16 protein-coding genes are annotated in these 19115 nt (G+C 34.4%); 8 read left to right on the top strand and 8 right to left on the bottom strand.

Going from position 1 to position 19115, the window contains the following annotated elements:
- Positions 1-36 precede the first annotated feature (36 nt).
- Positions 37-1797, bottom strand: a complete 1761-nt coding sequence (locus DR980_RS06280; RefSeq protein ID WP_113634396.1) for an ABC transporter ATP-binding protein — start codon at positions 1795-1797, stop codon at positions 37-39.
- A 200-nt stretch (positions 1798-1997) separates the two neighbouring features.
- On the opposite strand from DR980_RS06280, the gene DR980_RS06275 reads away from it, so the two are divergent.
- The 3 genes from DR980_RS06275 (at position 1998) to yajC (ending at position 4504) form a co-directional block, all read left to right on the top strand.
- Positions 1998-3104: a Glu/Leu/Phe/Val family dehydrogenase gene (locus DR980_RS06275; RefSeq protein WP_113634395.1), complete on the top strand. Its 1107-nt coding sequence runs from the start codon at positions 1998-2000 to the stop codon at positions 3102-3104.
- A gap of 185 nt (positions 3105-3289) precedes the next feature.
- On the top strand, positions 3290-4201 hold the full coding sequence (gene nusB, locus DR980_RS06270; RefSeq protein ID WP_113634434.1) for a transcription antitermination factor NusB: 912 nt from the start codon (positions 3290-3292) through the stop codon (positions 4199-4201).
- A gap of 30 nt (positions 4202-4231) precedes the next feature.
- Positions 4232-4504 (top strand): preprotein translocase subunit YajC, encoded by a 273-nt coding sequence (yajC, locus tag DR980_RS06265; RefSeq protein ID WP_113634394.1) that lies wholly within the window; start codon positions 4232-4234, stop codon positions 4502-4504.
- 81 nt (positions 4505-4585) lie between these two features.
- On the opposite strand, the gene DR980_RS16240 is transcribed toward yajC, so the two are convergent.
- From DR980_RS16240 to DR980_RS06245, 4 genes are all read right to left on the bottom strand, one after another.
- Positions 4586-5041, bottom strand: a complete 456-nt coding sequence (locus DR980_RS16240) for a hypothetical protein (RefSeq protein WP_146779222.1) — start codon at positions 5039-5041, stop codon at positions 4586-4588.
- Between the two features lie 298 nt (positions 5042-5339).
- Complete coding sequence (locus tag DR980_RS06255; RefSeq protein WP_113634393.1) at positions 5340-5924, bottom strand: YdeI/OmpD-associated family protein; 585 nt, start codon at positions 5922-5924, stop codon at positions 5340-5342.
- Positions 5925-5928: 4 nt separating this feature from the next.
- Positions 5929-7182, bottom strand: coding sequence for a peptidase T (gene pepT / locus DR980_RS06250; RefSeq protein ID WP_113634392.1), 1254 nt, complete (start codon positions 7180-7182; stop codon positions 5929-5931).
- 161 nt (positions 7183-7343) lie between these two features.
- Positions 7344-7883 (bottom strand): hypothetical protein, encoded by a 540-nt coding sequence (locus DR980_RS06245; RefSeq protein ID WP_113634391.1) that lies wholly within the window; start codon positions 7881-7883, stop codon positions 7344-7346.
- Positions 7884-8145: 262 nt separating this feature from the next.
- Between DR980_RS06245 and DR980_RS06240 the strand changes: the two genes are divergently transcribed.
- The 4 genes from DR980_RS06240 (at position 8146) to DR980_RS06225 (ending at position 12172) form a co-directional block, all read left to right on the top strand.
- Positions 8146-9165, top strand: a complete 1020-nt coding sequence (locus DR980_RS06240; protein WP_113634432.1) for a quinone-dependent dihydroorotate dehydrogenase — start codon at positions 8146-8148, stop codon at positions 9163-9165.
- Positions 9166-9260: 95 nt separating this feature from the next.
- Complete coding sequence (locus tag DR980_RS06235; protein ID WP_113634390.1) at positions 9261-10124, top strand: hydroxymethylglutaryl-CoA lyase; 864 nt, start codon at positions 9261-9263, stop codon at positions 10122-10124.
- A gap of 105 nt (positions 10125-10229) precedes the next feature.
- A complete protein-coding gene (locus DR980_RS06230; protein ID WP_113634389.1) occupies positions 10230-10781 on the top strand; it encodes a hypothetical protein in 552 nt (183 codons plus the stop codon).
- Positions 10778-12172, top strand: coding sequence for a DUF5723 family protein (locus tag DR980_RS06225; protein ID WP_113634388.1), 1395 nt, complete (start codon positions 10778-10780; stop codon positions 12170-12172). Before DR980_RS06230 ends, DR980_RS06225 begins: the two co-directional genes overlap by 4 nt.
- An 8-nt stretch (positions 12173-12180) precedes the next feature.
- On the opposite strand, the gene DR980_RS06220 is transcribed toward DR980_RS06225, so the two are convergent.
- The gene (locus DR980_RS06220) at positions 12181-14706 is read right to left on the bottom strand and encodes a cation-translocating P-type ATPase (RefSeq protein ID WP_113634387.1); all 2526 of its coding nucleotides are present in this window, start codon (positions 14704-14706) and stop codon (positions 12181-12183) included.
- 163 nt (positions 14707-14869) lie between these two features.
- On the opposite strand from DR980_RS06220, the gene guaB reads away from it, so the two are divergent.
- Positions 14870-16342, top strand: coding sequence for an IMP dehydrogenase (guaB, locus tag DR980_RS06215; protein ID WP_113634386.1), 1473 nt, complete (start codon positions 14870-14872; stop codon positions 16340-16342).
- Positions 16343-16427: 85 nt separating this feature from the next.
- On the opposite strand, the gene DR980_RS06210 is transcribed toward guaB, so the two are convergent.
- Positions 16428-18317, bottom strand: coding sequence for a monovalent cation:proton antiporter-2 (CPA2) family protein (locus DR980_RS06210; protein ID WP_113634385.1), 1890 nt, complete (start codon positions 18315-18317; stop codon positions 16428-16430).
- A gap of 1 nt (position 18318) precedes the next feature.
- Positions 18319-18924, bottom strand: a complete 606-nt coding sequence (locus DR980_RS06205) for an NAD(P)H-dependent oxidoreductase (RefSeq protein WP_113634384.1) — start codon at positions 18922-18924, stop codon at positions 18319-18321.
- Positions 18925-19115 lie beyond the last annotated feature (191 nt).

Genomic DNA, 19115 nt, shown 5'->3' with positions numbered 1-19115 from the left:
CCCAAAAATCTATAAAAAATATGTATTATACAACAATTATAGCATTTCTTTTTCTGAAAGTTGTTTCAAATACAAAGCCGCATAATACCCTTCTTGATTTATCAATTGATTATGAGAACCTTGTTGGATGATTTGTCCTTTATCAATAATTATAATTCTATCAGCATTTTTAGCTGATGACACACGGTGGCTTACAATTATAGTTGTTTTGTCTTTACAAATTTCGTGCAGGTTATTCAATATCGCTTCTTCTGTCTCCGTATCAACGGCCGACAAACAATCGTCAAAAAGTAAAATAGGAGGATTCTTAATAATGGCTCTGGCAATGGAAACTCTTTGTTTTTGACCTCCGGAAAGTGTAATTCCTCTTTCACCCAACACAGTTTCGTATTGTTTATTAAAGCCCATGATGTTATCATGAACAACGGCACTTTTTGCTGCTGATTCCACTTCTTGGATGCTCGCATTCTCCTTACCAAACATAATATTATTCTTGATACTGTCTGAAAATAAAAACGCATCTTGCGGAACGATACCAATGCTATTGCGCAAATCAAAAAGATTGACGTTGCTTATTTCACTTCCGTCAATGGTTATTTTTCCATCGGTTACATCATACATTCTGGAAATTAAGGATAAAATGGTAGATTTTCCGGAGCCTGTTTTCCCTAAAATAGCTAAAGTTTCTCCTTTTTTAACGGTGAAAGATATATTTTGCAACGCTTTGATATTAGTATCCTCATATGTATAGCTTACGTTTTCGAAAGAGATCGAGCCTTCGATTATGGATTTATTTTCGTTTTTATTTTTTATCTCCGGTTCAATTTTAAGGAATTCATTTAATCTTTTTTGAGACGCTTCTGCTTCCTGAACCATCGAAGAAACCCAGCCAAGTGAAGCTACAGGCCACGTCAGCATGTTGACGTACAAAATAAATTCTGCAATGGTTCCAATGCTATTTATGGAACCGTTGATGTACATTAAACCACCAAAATAAATTACGACTAAATTACTGATTCCTATAAGCGCTAACATTAAAGGACCAAATAAGGATTGTACTTTGGCTAAATTCAAGCTTTTGCTTTTGCTTTCATTGGCTAAATTTACCATGTTATTTTGATGTTGGTCTTCCAGTGAATATGCCTTTATCACACGGATTCCCGAAAAAATTTCTTGTGAAAAACTGGAAACTTTAGATAGATATTGCTGAAAAATGGTGCTCCTTATATTGATTTCGGAACTTAACTTGAAAATTGTATACGATAAAATGGGTAAAGGTAACAGCGTATAAAGTGTCAAAGTTGGGGATACATTATACATATAGACAATTACGATTGCAAAACGAATAACAGTATTAATCGTGTACATTACCGCAGGACCCACATACATTCTTACTTTTGAAACATCTTCGCTGATGCGGTTCATTAAATCTCCGGTACGATTTTGCTTGTAAAAATTTTGAGATAAATTCTCATATTGGCGGAAAACTTCGTTTTTCAAATCGAATTCTATGTGTCGGGACATGACAATTAAGGTTTGTCTCATCAAAAAAGTAAGAAATCCGGCAATGATTGTTGTGGCAATAATCAGTAAAATATTCGAAATTAATTCCTCATGAATGACTGATTTGGCTATGGTTTTATCTTTGGCAAAAGCCTCAATTACCTTGAAAGATTTGCTGATCAACTTTGGGGTGAAAAGCATGAAAATCTGTGCAATAATGGTAAAAATAATTCCCAGTAAGAAACTGTATTTGTATTTGACGAAGTATTTATTTAAATAACGTAATTCTTTCATTTTTTATGATATTCTGTGTTGAAATGATTTTATTTCTAAGTTAAAAATTTGTTTTTATTATTTTTACCGATAAATTTTCGATTACTCTAATTGATGAATTAACAAATTTCAGACAAAATGTTGATGCATATTTATATTTTATGTAAATTTGAAATGTCTTTTTGACGAATTCGTAATTTATCACTATAAAAACTTACACTATGAATGCAGCTTTCACAACTGGAAAGGAACTTCAAAAAATGGATCCCGTTTTTGGTCAATTATCATTTGATGATCACGAACAAATTGTATTTTGCAACGACAAAGATACAGGTTTAAAAGCAATTATTGGTATTCATAATTCGGTAATGGGTCCAGCTTTAGGAGGTACGCGAATGTATAATTACGCCAATGAATGGGAAGCATTAAATGATGTTTTGCGTCTTTCACGCGGTATGACTTTTAAAGCAGCGATTACAGGATTAAATATTGGTGGCGGTAAAGCTGTGATTATAGGAGATGCAAAAACGCAAAAAACGCCGGAGTTGATGCGCAAGTTTGGTGAATTTGTACACGGTTTAAGCGGAAGATATATTACTGCTGAAGATGTAGGAATGGAAACCGCAGATATGGATATCGTTAGAGATGTAACACCATATGTTACCGGAATTTCTGAATCAAGAGGTGGTTCTGGAAATCCGTCGCCTGTTACGGCTTACGGAGTATATTTAGGAATGAAAGCAGCTGCGAAACAACAATTTGGTTCTGATATTTTGAGTGGCAAGAAAGTATTGGTTCAAGGAATTGGTCATGTTGGTGAAACTTTAGTTGATTATTTGAGTAAAGAAGGAGCAATCGTAATTATCGCTGACATTAATGAAGAAAAACTGAATGAAGTAGGAGCGAAGTACCATGCAGAAATTTTCAGAGGAGACGATTTGTACAGCGCAGATGTTGATATTTACGCGCCTTGCGCCATGGGAGCAACTTTAAATGACAATACAGTTTATAAAATTAAAGCAAAAGTAATTGCTGGTGCTGCCAATAATCAATTAGCTGATGAGAATGTTCACGGTGCAATTTTACAGGAAAGAGGGATTTTATATGCTCCCGATTTCTTGATTAATGCAGGTGGAATCATCAATGTTTACGCTGAATTAGCACATTATGACAAAGCGGAAATCATGCGTAAAACAGAAAATATCTATAATACTACACTAGAGATTTTTGATTTTGCCATTGCTAACAACATGACAACACATCACGCTGCTTTGACTATTGCCCAAAATAGAATCAATCAAAGAAAAATAGAGAACAGTAAAAAATAGTTTTCAGTGCTCAATTATCAGTATTCAGTGAATATTTTAGTACCATTCACTGAGTACTGTTGATTGATTACAATAAAATAAGCGATTATATATTTTATTTTAAAAAATGAAATACTTATTTTTGCACCCTAATTAATAAAAGTTCTTACAAGGTGGTAAACAGAAGACACATTCGCGTTAAAGTCATGCAGTCCATTTATGCGATGCATCAAAGCGGTTCAGATAATTTGGAAAAAGAAGAAAAATTCCTTTTTTACAGTATCGACAATATTCAAGATTTATACCTTATAATGCTTTCTTCGCTGATTGAAATTTGCAAAACAGAAACTGTCTTTTTGCATAAATCAAGTTTGAAACATCTTGCAACTCCTGAGGAACGCAAGCCCAACGAAAAATTCATCAAAAACAGGATTTTTCAAATTCTTTCCGAAAATAATTCATTAAGTATTGCTCTGGAAAACCGTAAAATCAATAATTGGACTTTAAACGACGATTATATTTTATTGCTTTTGAATGATATCAAGGCGAGTCCATTGTATGCGCAATACATGAGTAATGCTGTGAACACGTTTGAGGAAGACCGACAGTTTATTGTTGATTTATTCATGGAAGTTATTGTTCCAAACGAGAAATTGTATGACTATCTGGAAGATGATAAATTGACTTGGGTTGATGATATTCCTTTAGTGAATACGCATATTATCAAGCAATTGAAAGCGATTAAGAATGGTGAAGATGATAATTTCCGAGTTCCAAAATTGTATAAAGACAATGAAGACAAAGATTTCGTGAAAGATTTGTTTAGAAAAACAGTACTTAACGAATCAGAATTAGCAAAAGAATATGTAGATAAAACGCCTAACTGGGACAGTGAGAGGATTGCCGAGATTGACACCATTATCCTGAAAATGGCAATTTGTGAATTCTTGAAATTCCCTTCTATTCCTGTAAAAGTTACGCTTAACGAATATTTAGAGGTTGCCAAAGAATATTCTACACCAAAAAGCAGTATTTTTATCAACGGAATTTTAGACAATTTAGTAAAAGAACTACAAGCCAGCAAAAGAATTATAAAAGCTGGTCGTGGTCTAATGTAATAATTAACAAATAAAAAGAGAATCAAAATTATGGAACAATTAACTCAATTTGCACCGTTTATATTAATGTTTGTGGTGATCTATTTCTTTATGATCAGACCACAACAGAAAAAAGCAAAACAAGAAAAAGAATTTGAAAGTACGCTAAAAGTAGGTGATAAAATCATCACCAAAAGTGGACTTCACGGAAAAGTTTCTGAACTTGCAGATACAACGGTTGTTGTAGAAACGATGTCAGGAAAATTGAAAATGGAGCGTTCTGCGATTTCTATGGAAATGAGTGCTATTTTGAACAAAAAATAATTTTCATTTTATAAATTAAAAAAAGTCTCAACCGGAAAATATTCGGATTGAGACTTTTTTTTTGCATAAAAAAGAATAATATTATTTTTTATTCTTTTTATTCTTCTTTGCTTTTTTAGATTTTGCTTTGGCTTTTTTAGCTTTGATCTTCGCTTTTACTTTTGCTTTCTTCGCTTTGTCCTTTTTCGCTTTTTTTGCCTTTTTGGCTTTTGCTTTTGCTTTTTGCTTTGCTTTTTCTTTTGCGTCAGCTTTTTTAACCTTTTTCTTGTCTTTATCTTTCATCTTTATCTTCTTTTTAGTGTCTTTTTTAGTGTCCTTTTTACTTGGTTCAGCAGTAGTATCGTCGTTGCTTTCAGCAGAAATTGTTATCGTTTCTTCAATAATTTCAGTGATTACAGTTTCATTTTCAGGTTCGATAATTTCGGCTGGTACTACTTCAGGGTTAATAATTTTTGGTTTTCTGGTTCGGGTTGGTTTTACAACTTCAGGTTTTTCCGGAGACGGTTGTGTTGCATCCTCTTCTTTTTTTTGTATCATAGTTTGTGTTTTTAGTGTCAGTTTTTGCTTTATTAAAACCAGTATTTTTTCTAGTTTTATTAAATTGTTAAGTTATTGTAAGTAAATATAGTGATTTAATCAATTGTCCAATGTTAAGCTTTTCTTTATTTGAATCTAAATTTGTACGAAGAAACGACAATGTAGTAAGCCAAATAAAGTGTATGAACAGAAATCCGAGATTAATTTAGCATTGATTACTGGAGTAAATTTTGGCTAAGTTTGTTTTTTTTAAATAAAAAAAGTCCCATTCCTGAAATTTCAGTAATGGGACTTAATCTTATCGGTATTTGTCATTAAGACCAATTTTATCAAGTATCATTGGGATGATTTTTTCAATCCGGGAACGCTTGGTTTCTTCTCGTTTTGCACTTTCAATATACTCCAAGAATTCATATTGCTTGTACACTGAAAATTTCTGAAAAGCCGCTGCTAATTCTGGATTAGCTTTTAATTCTTTTTGGAAAAACTCAGATAAAATTGGCGTTTTCTTTTCAGGCTTAGTCGTTTTTCCTTGCTTTTCATTTTCAATCGCTTCCTTTATATAATTCAGGACATCAGCTTCATTGACTTCTTCTTTTGATGTAAAACGCCACTGCCGTAATGCTTTTGTAATGCCTTCCTGTGCATTCACTAATAACTGTTTTTTGTCTTCTAGTTGAACACCGTTGAAAAACCAAATGGCAAAGTAATTTTTGAATCCACCAATTCCTATTACATTTTTGCCATTGAGGACATAAACAATTCCGCCCCATTTCGTGGTTTCCACCAGTTCAGTTTTGACAATAATTGATTTTAGAAATGCTAATTCTTTTAACCAACTATTATTTTTATCCCAAATATGAGTAGCTTTTGAGGATTCCAATATATTATTTTTTAACAGCTACTTCTAGCGCAGTCAATTCGGCTATTTTTACAATAACTTCAACTGCTTTTTGCATGCTTTCAGCAGGAACATATTCATATTTCCCGTGAAAATTATGTCCACCTGCAAAAATATTTGGGCAAGGCAAACCTTTGTACGACAATTGAGAACCGTCAGTTCCACCACGAATAGGTTTTATTAGCGGTTTGATTCCAATCTCTTTCATTGCTTTTTCAGCAATATCCACAATATGTTTCACAGGCAAAACCTTTTCCTTCATATTGTAATATTGATCTTTTATTTCGGCAGTAACTATATCTTCTCCAAATTGTTTCGCAAATTTCTTGTTGATTTTTTTGGTTATTTTTTCAATTAATTCTTTTCTTTTTTCAAACTTATTCTTGTTATGATCGCGAATAATAAGTTCCAAAACAGTTTCTTCGATACTTCCTGTTAGGTGATGCACGTGAAAAAAACCTTCGTAACCTTTAGTTTCTTCGGGAGTTTCTCCAGAAGGCAATTCATTTAGGAAATTATTTGCAATCAACATTGAATTTATCATTTTACCTTTGGCATAGCCTGGATGAACGCTTTTTCCTTTGAAAGTTATTTTGGCTCCAGCCGCATTAAAATTTTCGTATTCTAATTCTCCTACTTGGCTTCCGTCCATTGTATAGGCCCAATCCGCTCCAAATTTCTCTACGTCAAAATGATGAGCGCCACGACCAATTTCTTCGTCAGGTGTAAAACCAATTCTGATTTTTCCGTGTTTGATTTCAGGATTATTGATAAGGAATTCCATAGCGGTAACAATCTCCGTGATTCCGGCTTTGTCATCGGCACCTAATAAGGTTGTTCCATCTGTAGTGATTAGAGTTTGTCCTTTATAAAGCAATAAATCTTTGAAATAATTTGGGGAAAGGATAATGTTTTTATCCGCATTTAATACAATGTCTTTACCATCATAATTCGGGACTATTTGCGGTTTTACATTCGCACCACAAAAATCCGGAGATGTGTCAAAGTGTGAAATATACCCAATTGTAGGAACTTCATGCGCTACATTACTGGGCAAAGTTGCCATAATATATGATTTGTCATCTATTGAAACGTCTTGCATTCCAATCGTTTTCAATTCTTCAACTAGTTTATTAGCTAAATCCCATTGTTTTTTTGTGCTTGGTGTAGTTTCTGAATTGGCGTCAGATTCTGTATCAATAACTACATAACTGATGAAACGGTCTATGATATGTTGCATTTTTCTTTGTTTTATGCAAATATAATCTTTTTTTTAGGAGGATTTTGAAGTAAATTGAAGACTAAATTTTGTTTAATGTAATTTTGAAATATTGAAGTATTGGATTCTAATTTGCAACGAAATAGATAGTCATAAAAAAACCACCCGAAGGTGGTTTAAATTTAGTCTCTAGCTTTATTTAATTTTTTTTCAGCTTTCTCAAGATCTTCTTCCAGTTTGTTGATTTTGATTTGTTGCTTACTGATTTTAATATTTTCTTTCTCAATTTGAGTAGAATTTAATCGCCCTTTCGATTTTTTGGTCTCAAACTTTTCTTTATTTCGAATTAAATTTTTTTCTCTATCCGCTAATTTATCTTTTATTTTTCGGACTGATTTTTCGCCTGAGGCAACTTTACTTTGCTGCTTTTCGAACTTGTTTTTTTCTTTTTCAAAGTCTTTTTGCTCTTTTTCTTTTTTTTTAGCTTCTTTCAACGCTTTTTTCTCCGATTTGAGTTGGCTATTTAAAGATTTTGCTTCCTCTTTCAATTTAGGATTTACAATACCTGGAGTTGCAGTAACATTAATCGTATCATTTGTAGTTGTCACGGTAGTGACAGTAGTTTTTGTAGCAACTTTTATAGTGTCATTTTTTACTTCTTGCGCAAAAAAGATTTGAACTATAAAAAATAAAAAAAGCGTTGTTGTAATTTTCATTTTCATGGGACTAAATATTTAATTTAAAATATGGAATGTGTTAAAAAAGGATTCCTTTGCTAAATTAAGTCATTTTCGCCCTAGTTATGACTTTAACCGTGAACTATATAAAAAAAAAATCTTCTTTGACTTTTTCTTATTTGGCCACAGCCAAATAAGATATGTTTATATCCGCTTTTTATTATTCAAAATGATTTTAGAAATTATTTTCCAAATATTTATTTATCGGATAGATAATTCTATTTTTGCACAACACAACAACACAACCATGTACAAATTACTCTTACGCCCAATACTTTTTTGGTTTGATCCTGAAAAAGTACATTATTTTACTTTTTCACTGATTCGCTTTTTATCTAAAATCCCCGGATTTACAGCTCTTTTTAAATCGCTTTATGAAGTAAATGATGCCAGATTAGAAACCGAAGTTTTTGGATTAAAATTTAAAAATCCGGTAGGTCTTGCAGCAGGTTTTGATAAAGATGCAAAATTGTATAAGGAATTGTCCAATTTTGGTTTTGGTTTTATCGAAATAGGAACTTTGACTCCAAAAGGTCAGGAAGGAAATCCTAAAAAACGATTGTTTCGTTTAAAAGAAGACAGCGCCATCATCAACCGAATGGGATTTAACAATGGCGGAGTTCAGGAAGCGGTAGAACGATTAAAAGGAAATAAAGACGTTTTGATTGGTGGAAACATTGGGAAAAATAAGTTGACGCCAAACGAAGAAGCGACTTCTGATTATGAAATATGTTTTGATGCTTTATATGATTATGTTGATTATTTTGTGGTGAATGTAAGTTCTCCAAATACGCCAAATCTTCGAGCGTTACAAGATAAAGAACCGTTGACACAACTATTGCAAACGCTCCAAAACAAGAATTTGGCTAAGCCAAAGCAAAAGCCAATTTTGTTGAAAATCGCTCCTGATTTAACTGATGAGCAATTATTGGATATTATTGATATTGTAAAAGAAACTAAAATTGCGGGTGTTATTGCGACTAACACTACGATTTCCCGTGAAGGATTGCAATCCGAAAACAAAACAGAAATGGGCGGATTATCTGGAAAACCATTGACACATCGTTCTACTGAAGTGATTCGGTTTTTATCGCAAAAAAGTAATAAAGCCTTTCCAATTATTGGAGTAGGAGGAATTCATTCTGCCGAAGATGCAATAGAAAAATTAGATGCAGGAGCAAGTTTAATTCAGTTGTACACTGGTTTTATTTACGAAGGACCAGCTTTGGTGAAAGCCATAAATAAGAAAATCTTAGAAAGATTGTAGCTTTTAAGCAGTTGGAAATTCTAGTCTTCATCAATTTTCGAAAATTTGAAATCAGAATTTAAAATTCTTAATTGTTTTTCTATCTTTGGCTTCCTATGGAGCCAATAAAAATTATAGAATGTCCACGCGATGCCATGCAAGGCATCAAACCCTTTATTCCTACGGAAAAGAAAGTGGCTTATATTCAATCGTTATTGCGGGTAGGTTTTGACAGTATTGATTTTGGAAGTTTTGTTTCTCCCAAAGCAATTCCGCAAATGCAGGATACAGCCAAAGTTTTGGCACGACTTGATTTATCCCAAACCCGAAGCAAACTCTTAGCGATTATTGCTAATACGCAAGGTGCAACTCTCGCTGCAGTTCATCCTGAAATACAATATTTAGGTTTCCCTTTTTCGATTTCTGAGAATTTCCAAATGCGAAATACCCACAAAACCATAGCCGAATCGTTAATCACCTTACAGGAAATTCTGGAAATTGCAGATAAAAGCAACAAAGAAGTCGTGGCATATTTATCAATGGGTTTTGGTAATCCTTACGGTGATCCTTGGAATGTTGAAATAGTAGGAGAGTGGACTGAAAAATTAGCATTAATGGGAGTGAAAATCTTGTCACTTTCGGATACGGTGGGAAGTTCGACTCCTGATGTAATCTCGTATTTATTTTCAAATTTAATTCCAAAATATCCTGAAATAGAATTTGGAGCGCACCTTCACACGACACCTGATAAATGGTTTGAGAAAATTGACGCTGCTTACAAAGCGGGATGCCGTCGTTATGATGGTGCTATTCAAGGTTTTGGCGGCTGTCCAATGGCGACTGATGATCTTACTGGTAATATGCCTACGGAGAAATTATTGTCTTATTTTACAGCACAAAAGGAATACACAAATATGAGTCCAATGAGTTTTGAAAGTGCTTATAATGAAGCTTCTAAGTTGTTTGGTGAGTTTCATTAGAAAAAAATAGACAAATTATTACTGAACTCTTTACTTTATAAATAATAAGTGTAATAATGATGCGTTGAATATAGATTCCCGAAAACTACCATATAAATTAAAATCATGAAAACACTTGGTTTAAATAGAGTTATCAGTCTATCACTGCTGTTGTTATTATCTTTTTCATGCGCGAGTGATTTAGACTACGATCAGGTAAACGATATAAAGTTGGAGCCTGTTTTTATCGCTAATTTAGCCTATTTTGATATTCCTGCAAATGAATTTGTGACTGGTGGAGTCGAACAAAATGTCATATTTGATGCCCCAACAGTGGATGTATTCAATGATAGTTTTTTCAGGAAAAGTTTAAAAAAAGTAGATTTTTTCCTTGAAATGGAAAATACCATAGCTAGAGCTTACGTGGTTGATTTAGTATTTTTAGATAGAAATAACCAAGTCGTTCATACTACAAATTTTACTGTTCCGGAATACACAGGCTTAGAGAATAAAGTGACCAGAACGGAGATATTCGAAAACACACAACTTGACTTATTAAAACGAACTGTTAGAATTGCTTTCACATTGAGGATGCTTCCGGGTGCTCCATTGACGGAGACTAGTTCAGGGAATTTGAAATTGCGTTCTGGTGTAACCGCTTATTTAGTAGTAGAATGAGAAAGATGATCATGATTTTGGTTCTATTACTTGCAATAGATTGCTATTCACAAAACAAACAAATCTTATATAATTTTACTTCAGTACCACAGTCGTTGATGACTAATCCGGGTGCCGATTTCAAGTACGATTGGTATGCTGGGGTTCCCTTGTTGTCTGGAATTTCTGCAAATGTAGGTTCGAGTGGGTTTTCAGCCTATGATTTATTTGCAGATAATGGAGTCGATTTTAATATAAAATTACGCAATGCAGTATTTTCTACCACACGAAAAGACAAAGTAGCAATCAACGAACAAATAGAAATTTTTAACGGAGGTTTTAAAATAGCAGGAGAGGAAAGTGATTCCTATATTTCGTTTGGAATGTACCAGGAATTCGATATGCTGAGTTATGTTCCTAAAGATATTGCCATTTTAGCTTTAGATGGAAACAGAGACTATTTGGGTAAGGTTTTTAATTTGGGCGATTTGAGTGCCAAAGCAGAAATGTTATCCGTATTTCACCTTGGATTTCATAAAAACATCACCGAAAAACTTATTTTAGGAGTACGCGGGAAAATTTACTCTAGTATTTATAATGCTAATTCTACTAATAACTCTGGTTACATTTATACGATTCCTTCAGAAACAGGAGTTTATGAACAGATGATTTATTCGCAATTACAGCTGAATACATCTGGAATTGCTCCATATGATGATGAAGATTATGAGCCAAATGTGACGAAAGATATTACCAAAAGAGCACTTTTAGGAGGTAATTTAGGTTTGGGATTTGATGCCGGTTTTACCTATTATCCAAAGAAAAATATTCAGCTTACCGCCAGTGTTATTGACGTAGGTTTTATTAAACACAGCAAAGAAGTGGAAAGTTTAACCTTTAAAGGAACGTACAAATACGAAGGTGTGGTTCCAAATTTCAGTTCTGGAAATTCAGCAGGAGGGGGATATCAGGAATTTAAAGATGCTATTCCTTTGGATACCTTGTACGCGGATTACACAACTTGGCGTCCGGCAAAATTCAATACTTCGGTTCAGTATTCCTTTGATGAAGAACGCCCTGAAGATTGTAATTGTCTTAATTATGATCCTGAAACGACTTATAAAAGTGCGGTTGGTGCCCAGTTATTTGTGATGTCTACGCCAAGAACGCCATTAGTAGCATTTACCACTTATTACCGAAGAAAAATATTCAAGGCTTTACAAATGAAAGCCACGTACACGCTAGATTCTTATTCATATAAGAACATAGGATTGGGATTGTCCAGTCATTTTGGACCTGTGAATTTCTATGTTCTTGCCGATAATCTTTTAGAATATAGCGATGTTACCAAGGCAAATAGTCTTTCTTTTCAACTGGGACTGAATGTTATTTTTAAGAATAGTAAAAAATAAATTTCTGATTAAAATTGGACTTTTCTTCGTTTAAATCCTTTGTAAATTTCGATCCAAAGCACCGAAACAAGACCCACTAAAATACTTAATCCTAATTGGAATCCCGAAACCCTTTCGAACTGGAAAAAAGCAGCAAATAATGGTACAAACAACAATGAAGCTGTAATTAGAATGGTTACGCTAATGATCATCAATACCAAATTATTTTTGTATTTTAATGTTGTGAATATCGAGTAATAAAAAGAACGATTCGTCAGCGTCAGAAAAATGTTAGATGAAATTAATGTCAGAAAAACTACTGTTCTCGTTGCGCTTTCGGAACAACCTGTAGCTACACAATATTGATACACAAACAAAAGCCCCGCGGTGATGACAAGTCCTTGAATTATACTGATGGTAACTTCTTTAAGTTTGAAAAAAGTATTGGTAAAAGGTCTGGGTTGCAACAGCATTAAGTTGCGTTCCATAGGTTCATTTTCATAAATTATAGAGCAGGTTGGCCCCATGATTATCTCCAGAAAGATGACATGAACCGGCGAGAAAATATTGGGGTAAATCCAGCCCAATGCCAATGGAATAAAGACAATCATGATGATTGGGATATGGATGGAAATGATATATTGGATGGCTTTTTTTAGATTATTATATATTTTTCTGCCCATGGCAATGGCGTCTATCATTTTAGAAAAATCATCATCAATTAGAATCAGATTGGCGGCTTCCTTGGCAATTTCGGTTCCCTTTTTTCCCATGGCAATTCCAATGTGCGCAGATTTCAAAGCCGGTCCGTCATTGACCCCGTCACCCGTCATAGCTACAATTTGATTATTGTCTTTGAGTGCTTTTATAATTTTAAGTTTGGCCTCGGGAAACATTCTTGTAAAAATGGACGTTTCCATTACTTTTTCTCGAAGTGTAGCATCGTCCATGGCCATTAATTCATCACCATTTAGCGTTTTATCCGCATTTCTAAAGCCAATTTGTTTGGCAATTGTAGCAGTTGTTTCGGCATTATCGCCAGTAACTATTTTGACTTGAATTCCGGCTTTATAAAAAGTTTCGAATACTGCTTTTATATTTGCTTTTGGAGGATCGTAAAACGCCACCAATCCTTTAAAAATAAAGGAGAATTCCTGTTGCTTTTTAGGATAATCAGTACCTGAAAATTCAGCTAAACCAACACCCAATACGCGATATCCTTGCAAAGCCATTTTTGTCATTGCAGAGAGAATTTGTTTTTTTTTGTTTTCAGTTACATTTGAAGTGGCAATCAATGCTTCGGGAGCCCCTTTGGCAGCAATATATCTCGTTCCATTTTGATTTTCGAAAACATGAGTCATCATCGGTGGTTTTCCATCCAATGGATATTCGTGAACTAATTTAAAATTAGGGCGTTCATCTGCGATTTTTAACTTCGAATATGCTTCGTGCAATGCAATTTCCATTGCGTCAAACGGAATGGGTTCGCTGGCCCACATGGCGAGACTCAGTAATTCTATATCATGCTCATTATTATTATTATTATTATTAGTTTCATCACTGTTACTTCCTTTAATAGTATCATCTGATAATGTGTACCATTGGGCCAGACTCATCTTGTTCTCGGTGATTGTTCCTGTTTTATCTGTACAAATTACGTTTGCACTCCCTAAGGTTTCCACCGTTTTTGTCTGTTTCACGATGATTCCCATTTTCATTAATCGCCAAGAACCCAAGGCCATGAATGTAGTGAAAGCTACTGGAATTTCCTCAGGAATGATGCTCATGGCCAAAGTAAGCGCTTTCAACAGACTGTCTAAAACATTGTTTGAATTGTAATAATTGATAACCCAGACAAAAACAAATATCACCAAGCCAACAAGCGACATTTTTTTGACAAAATTCCCCATTTGGATTTGCAACGGGGTTTTTTCTTCAACGATTGCCTCCAGACTTTTTCCTATTTTTCCTAGTTGGGTTTTGTTGCCAATAGCAGTTACTTCGCAAATTGCCAAACCACCAGTTACAATGGTTCCAAGAAAAACGGTGTTATTTTCGGCAGTTTCATTTTTAAAAACAGCCATCGATTCCCCGGTAAGAATAGATTCGTTTACTGAAAAATCATTGGATTGAAGAATAACGCCATCGGCAGGAATAAAGGTGCCTTCTTCTGTTTGGATGAGGTCGCCAACAACAATTTCTTCGCTTGGAATTTCGGTTATTTCTCCATTGCGAATGACTTTGCTTTTGGGTTGGGATAGTTTTTTTAACGCTTCAATTGCTGTTCTGCTTTTGGATTCCTGATATAATGAAATGGTGGAAACCAACACAATTGCTGCACTCATGAAAATTCCATTTCCGTAATCTCCGGTAATAAAATAAATACTGGTTGCGGTGAGTAACAGGAGAAACATTGGTTCTTTTACCATTTCGAACAGGGATTTCAAGAACTGATTTTTTTTCTGATTCACTATGGAGTTTAAACCATTTTTCGTTCTCGAAAGTAAAACCGCCTCATTTGAAAGTCCTTTTAATTCTTGTTGAGTTTCTGTCATAGCAAATAAATTAAACGGATTTTCTGGGTTGGAAAGTAAGTGGCAATTTAGAACCAAAGAATTGACTTTGAACTGCAATTTAATTATTTATTGGAAGATGATAGCAATTTTTTGCTTAAAATTATCTATATTTGCACGCAATTAAACTCCAACTACAATTGCAATGATCGCACACAACTCTAAGATTATCGGTGAAGGATTAACTTACGATGATGTTCTATTAGTTCCCAACTACTCAAATGTGCTTCCTCGCGAAGTGAGTATTCAATCCAAATTTTCAAGAAATATAACGCTAAATGTTCCTATTGTATCCGCTGCTATGGATACCGTTACCGAAAGTGCTATGGCAATTGCTATGGCTCAAGAAGGAGGAATAGGCGTTTTACATAAAAATATGACTATCGAGCAACAAGCTGCGAAAGTTAGAAAAGTAAAACGTGCAGAATCCGGAATGATTATCGATCCGGTTACTTTGCCTTTGACTTCGACTGTTGCCGATGCCAAAAATGCCATGAAAGAATATGGGATTGGTGGTATTCCAATTGTAGATGAAAATAAAATTCTGAAAGGAATTGTTACCAATCGTGATTTGCGTTTCGAAAAAAATAGCGCCAGACCTATTGTTGAGGTTATGACCACTAAAAACTTGGTTACTGTTGCTGAAGGAACTTCTTTGGAACAAGCAGAAGTGGTTTTGCAAGGACATAAAATTGAAAAATTACCGGTTGTAAATGATAAATATGAGTTAGTTGGATTAATAACCTTTAGAGATATTACCAAATTAACCCAAAAACCAATTGCCAATAAAGATGTTTATGGTCGTCTACGTGTTGCTGCAGCAATTGGTGTTACAGGTGATGCAGTTCAAAGAGCCGAAGCATTAGTTAACGCTGGTGTTGATGCTATTATTATAGATACCGCTCACGGACACACACAAGGTGTTGTAAATGTATTGAAAGAAGTAAAAAGTAAATTTCCTCAAATAGATGTTATTGTAGGTAATATAGCAACTCCTGAAGCAGCTAAATTTTTAGTTGAAAATGGAGCAGATGGTGTGAAAGTAGGAATCGGTCCGGGTTCTATTTGTACAACTCGTATCGTTGCCGGTGTTGGTTTTCCTCAGTTCTCTGCTGTTCTTGAAGTTGCTGCGGCTATCAAAGGAACTGGAGTTCCAGTAATTGCTGATGGTGGAATTCGCTACACGGGTGATATCCCGAAAGCAATTGCTGCTGGTGCTGACTGTGTGATGCTAGGTTCATTATTAGCCGGAACAATGGAATCTCCAGGTGAAACTATCATTTTCGAAGGAAGAAAATTCAAATCGTATCGTGGAATGGGTTCTGTTGAAGCGATGCAGGAAGGTTCAAAAGACCGTTATTTTCAAGATGTAGAAGATGATGTAAAAAAACTAGTTCCGGAAGGAATTGTAGGTCGTGTTCCTTACAAAGGCGAATTGAACGAAAGTATGCAACAATTCATTGGTGGTCTTCGTGCCGGAATGGGATATTGTGGTTCAAAGGATGTTCCAACTTTACAGGAAACCGGTCGTTTTGTTCGTATTACTGCCAGCGGAATCAATGAAAGTCACCCTCATAATGTAACAATTACGAAAGAAGCTCCAAATTATTCAAGATAATTTTTAGTTTTTTAAAACAATAAAAAAGGCATAATTAATTCCGTCATCGGTTTTAATTATGCCTTTTTCCTGTATCGGAAAATCGTTATTCATTAGTGTCAGCTAAGTTGTTTTTCAAATGCTCGCTGTCCCAACTGTGGTTTGTTGCTGCAACTTGCGAATAGAAGTCAGTTTTTAAAAGCTGTTCCTGTAATTCAATTTCTTCTTTTATGGTAATCATATACGCCATTTTATCATGACGTTTTTCGGCTAATTTGCGGGTAGTAATTTCATCGTATTTTATAAACTGCTGACCTTGTCTGGTAGCCGAATATTTTCTGTGACCTAATTCTACCAATGCATCAACGCCCATATTTACCGCGCTATACAATGTTTCCCGATATATATGTTGCACTTTATGATCAATTAATTCATACGCATCGTTTCTATTTCGGGCACGAGTTAGTATTTTTAAATTCGGAAAATGCTTTTTCAAAGTTTCAATCACTTGTAAATTCACTGTAGGATTATCTATGGCAGCAATAAAAATTTTAGCATTCTCGCAACCTGCGGCTTTCAATAATTCCAGTCGTGTTGCATCACCATAATAAACTTTGAAACCCATTTTTCGCAATAAATCAATTCGATCAGAATCATAATCCAAAATGGTTGCTTTCACTTTATTGGCTCGTAACAAACGTCCAACTGTACTTCCAAAATGACCAAAACCAGCAATAATAACTGGGTTGTCTTCATCTATGAAATCATTATCCTTTATTGTTTCGGTTGTTTTTTCTTTATACCTTGAATTCGGATAAATTAATCGCTCATTTATCAACAGTAAAAAAGGAGTTGCGACCATACTCATTGCGATTACTGCCATTATTTGATTGGCTAACATGTTAGGGACAATATTCAACTGCATACAAAAACTCATAATCACAAAGCCAAATTCTCCCGCTTGGCTTAAGCCAAAAGCAAACAATAAATTTTGATCGATGTTTTTTTTATGAAATCTGCTGATTATAAATAAAACTGCAAATTTTACAAGAGTCAGGATGGCTCCAAAAGCAAAAATAAAAAGTGGATTTTCAATAATTAATTGGAAATTTATCGAAGCGCCTACGCCAAGGAAAAACAATCCCAAGAGCAACCCTTTGAATGGTGCAATATCACCTTCCAATTCATGACGAAATTCGGAGTTAGCCAATACGACTCCTGCCATAAATGCCCCAAGTGCTGGGCTTAAACCAACTAATTGCATAGCATAAGAAACGCCTACAACCAGTAATAATGCTGATGCTGTAAATAATTCTTGTAACCTTGTTTTTGCAATGATGTGCAATATCGGTACAAATACATAACGACCTGCAAAATAGATTGTAGATATGATTCCGAGTACTATTAATGTTTGTAACCAGCTTGGAAATTCCGTAATTAAGGATTGTGGCGCATCATTTGTTGTCTCCAGATTTACTGTTGACAGAAGCGGTAAAAAAGCTAAAATTGGGATTACCGCAATATCCTGAAAAAGTAAAACCGCAAATGAAGAACGTCCAACAGAGGTGTTTGACAATCCTTTCTCCTTCAAAGTTTGTAATACAATAGCTGTAGAGGATAATGCCAATGCCAATGAAATAGCCAATGTAGTTTCCCATTTCCAGTCCATAAAAAATAGACATCCCAGAAAGAGTATGAGCGTTGTTCCTATTAATTGTGCCGAACCCATCCCAAAAATGAATTTCCGCATTTTCCAAAACTTACTGGGTTCCAGTTCTAAGCCAATCAAAAATAACATCATTACCACACCAAATTCAGCAAAATGCATGATGTCCTGACCTTCTTGACCAATAAATCCAAGTAAATAAGGACCAATTACGATTCCGGCTAATAAATAGCCCAGAATGGAACTCAATCCTAATTTTTTAGCAATTGGGACACAAATCACCGCTGCAGTTAAATAAATGATTGCCTGTAATAAAAAATTGGTATCCATCTTAAGTTAGTATTGTAGCAAACCATTCGTTCAAATAATGGTATTGCAAAATTTCATCGGTATCTAAATCATTATTTTCTAAGTAGTCCAGAAAATAACCGTAAACCAATCCGTTTTTTTCATAATCTTCTTTAGTCATGTTGTGAGTACCATGAACTACAAAAGGCGGTAAATACGTCATATTACACACTTTTGCTGTTTGATTAAAAGGTTCTAATAATTCAAGAACAGTGTATCTGTCACTACCTGTTTCGCAATAATTTTCTTTGTCGCCACCAGTTGTAATAACCTGAAAAATAATTTTATCCTGCAACATAGTCCCTTTTTTGCCATAAGCCCAGTTGTGTTCCAGAACCATGTCAATCCATTGTTTCATCAATGGTGGGCAGCTATACCAATACATGGGATGATGCCAAATGATAATATCGTGCTGACTTAACAGCGCTTGCTCTTTTTTTACATCAATATCAAAATCGGGATATTCCTCATATAAATCATGAAAAGTTATGTTTTCTGAACTGGGAATATTTTCCACCAAGGCTTTATTCGCATGTGATTTCTCAAAAAGCGGATGGGAAAATAGGATTAAGATTTTGTTTTTTGACATGAAAAATATTTTTGCTGTTTGTTTTTTTAATTAATGTGTATTATCTGTTTGATTTTTAGAGTAATATGTAATTTAAAAACATTTTGAAAGATATAAAATATTGGTTAATTCTAATGCTATAATTTTTTTTAGAAGCTATTTTTTATTTAAAAACAGAAAATCCTGTCAAAACAAAATCGTAATTTTTATTC

Origin of the sequence: Flavobacterium psychrolimnae (assembly GCF_003312425.1) — a bacterium.
In the GTDB taxonomy this organism is placed as follows: Bacteria; Bacteroidota; Bacteroidia; order Flavobacteriales; family Flavobacteriaceae; genus Flavobacterium; species Flavobacterium psychrolimnae.
The sequence above is the reverse complement of the archived record's forward strand: the minus strand, read 5'-3'. Positions and strand labels throughout refer to the sequence as shown.

Bases quoted from the DNA above. Each gene is read 5' to 3' on its own strand.
- DR980_RS06280 (WP_113634396.1), bottom strand. From the start codon at position 1,797: ATGAAAGAATTACGTTATTTAAATAAATACTTCGTCAAATACAAATAC.
- DR980_RS06275 (WP_113634395.1), top strand. From the start codon at position 1,998: ATGAATGCAGCTTTCACAACTGGAAAGGAACTTCAAAAAATGGATCCC.
- nusB (WP_113634434.1), top strand. From the start codon at position 3,290: ATGCAGTCCATTTATGCGATGCATCAAAGCGGTTCAGATAATTTGGAA.
- yajC (WP_113634394.1), top strand. From the start codon at position 4,232: ATGGAACAATTAACTCAATTTGCACCGTTTATATTAATGTTTGTGGTG.
- DR980_RS16240 (WP_146779222.1), bottom strand. From the start codon at position 5,041: ATGATACAAAAAAAAGAAGAGGATGCAACACAACCGTCTCCGGAAAAA.
- pepT (WP_113634392.1), bottom strand. From the start codon at position 7,182: ATGCAACATATCATAGACCGTTTCATCAGTTATGTAGTTATTGATACA.
- DR980_RS06245 (WP_113634391.1), bottom strand. From the start codon at position 7,883: ATGAAAATGAAAATTACAACAACGCTTTTTTTATTTTTTATAGTTCAA.
- DR980_RS06240 (WP_113634432.1), top strand. From the start codon at position 8,146: ATGTACAAATTACTCTTACGCCCAATACTTTTTTGGTTTGATCCTGAA.
- DR980_RS06235 (WP_113634390.1), top strand. From the start codon at position 9,261: ATGGAGCCAATAAAAATTATAGAATGTCCACGCGATGCCATGCAAGGC.
- DR980_RS06230 (WP_113634389.1), top strand. From the start codon at position 10,230: ATGAAAACACTTGGTTTAAATAGAGTTATCAGTCTATCACTGCTGTTG.
- DR980_RS06225 (WP_113634388.1), top strand. From the start codon at position 10,778: ATGAGAAAGATGATCATGATTTTGGTTCTATTACTTGCAATAGATTGC.
- DR980_RS06220 (WP_113634387.1), bottom strand. From the start codon at position 14,706: ATGACAGAAACTCAACAAGAATTAAAAGGACTTTCAAATGAGGCGGTT.
- guaB (WP_113634386.1), top strand. From the start codon at position 14,870: ATGATCGCACACAACTCTAAGATTATCGGTGAAGGATTAACTTACGAT.
- DR980_RS06210 (WP_113634385.1), bottom strand. From the start codon at position 18,317: ATGGATACCAATTTTTTATTACAGGCAATCATTTATTTAACTGCAGCG.
- DR980_RS06205 (WP_113634384.1), bottom strand. From the start codon at position 18,924: ATGTCAAAAAACAAAATCTTAATCCTATTTTCCCATCCGCTTTTTGAG.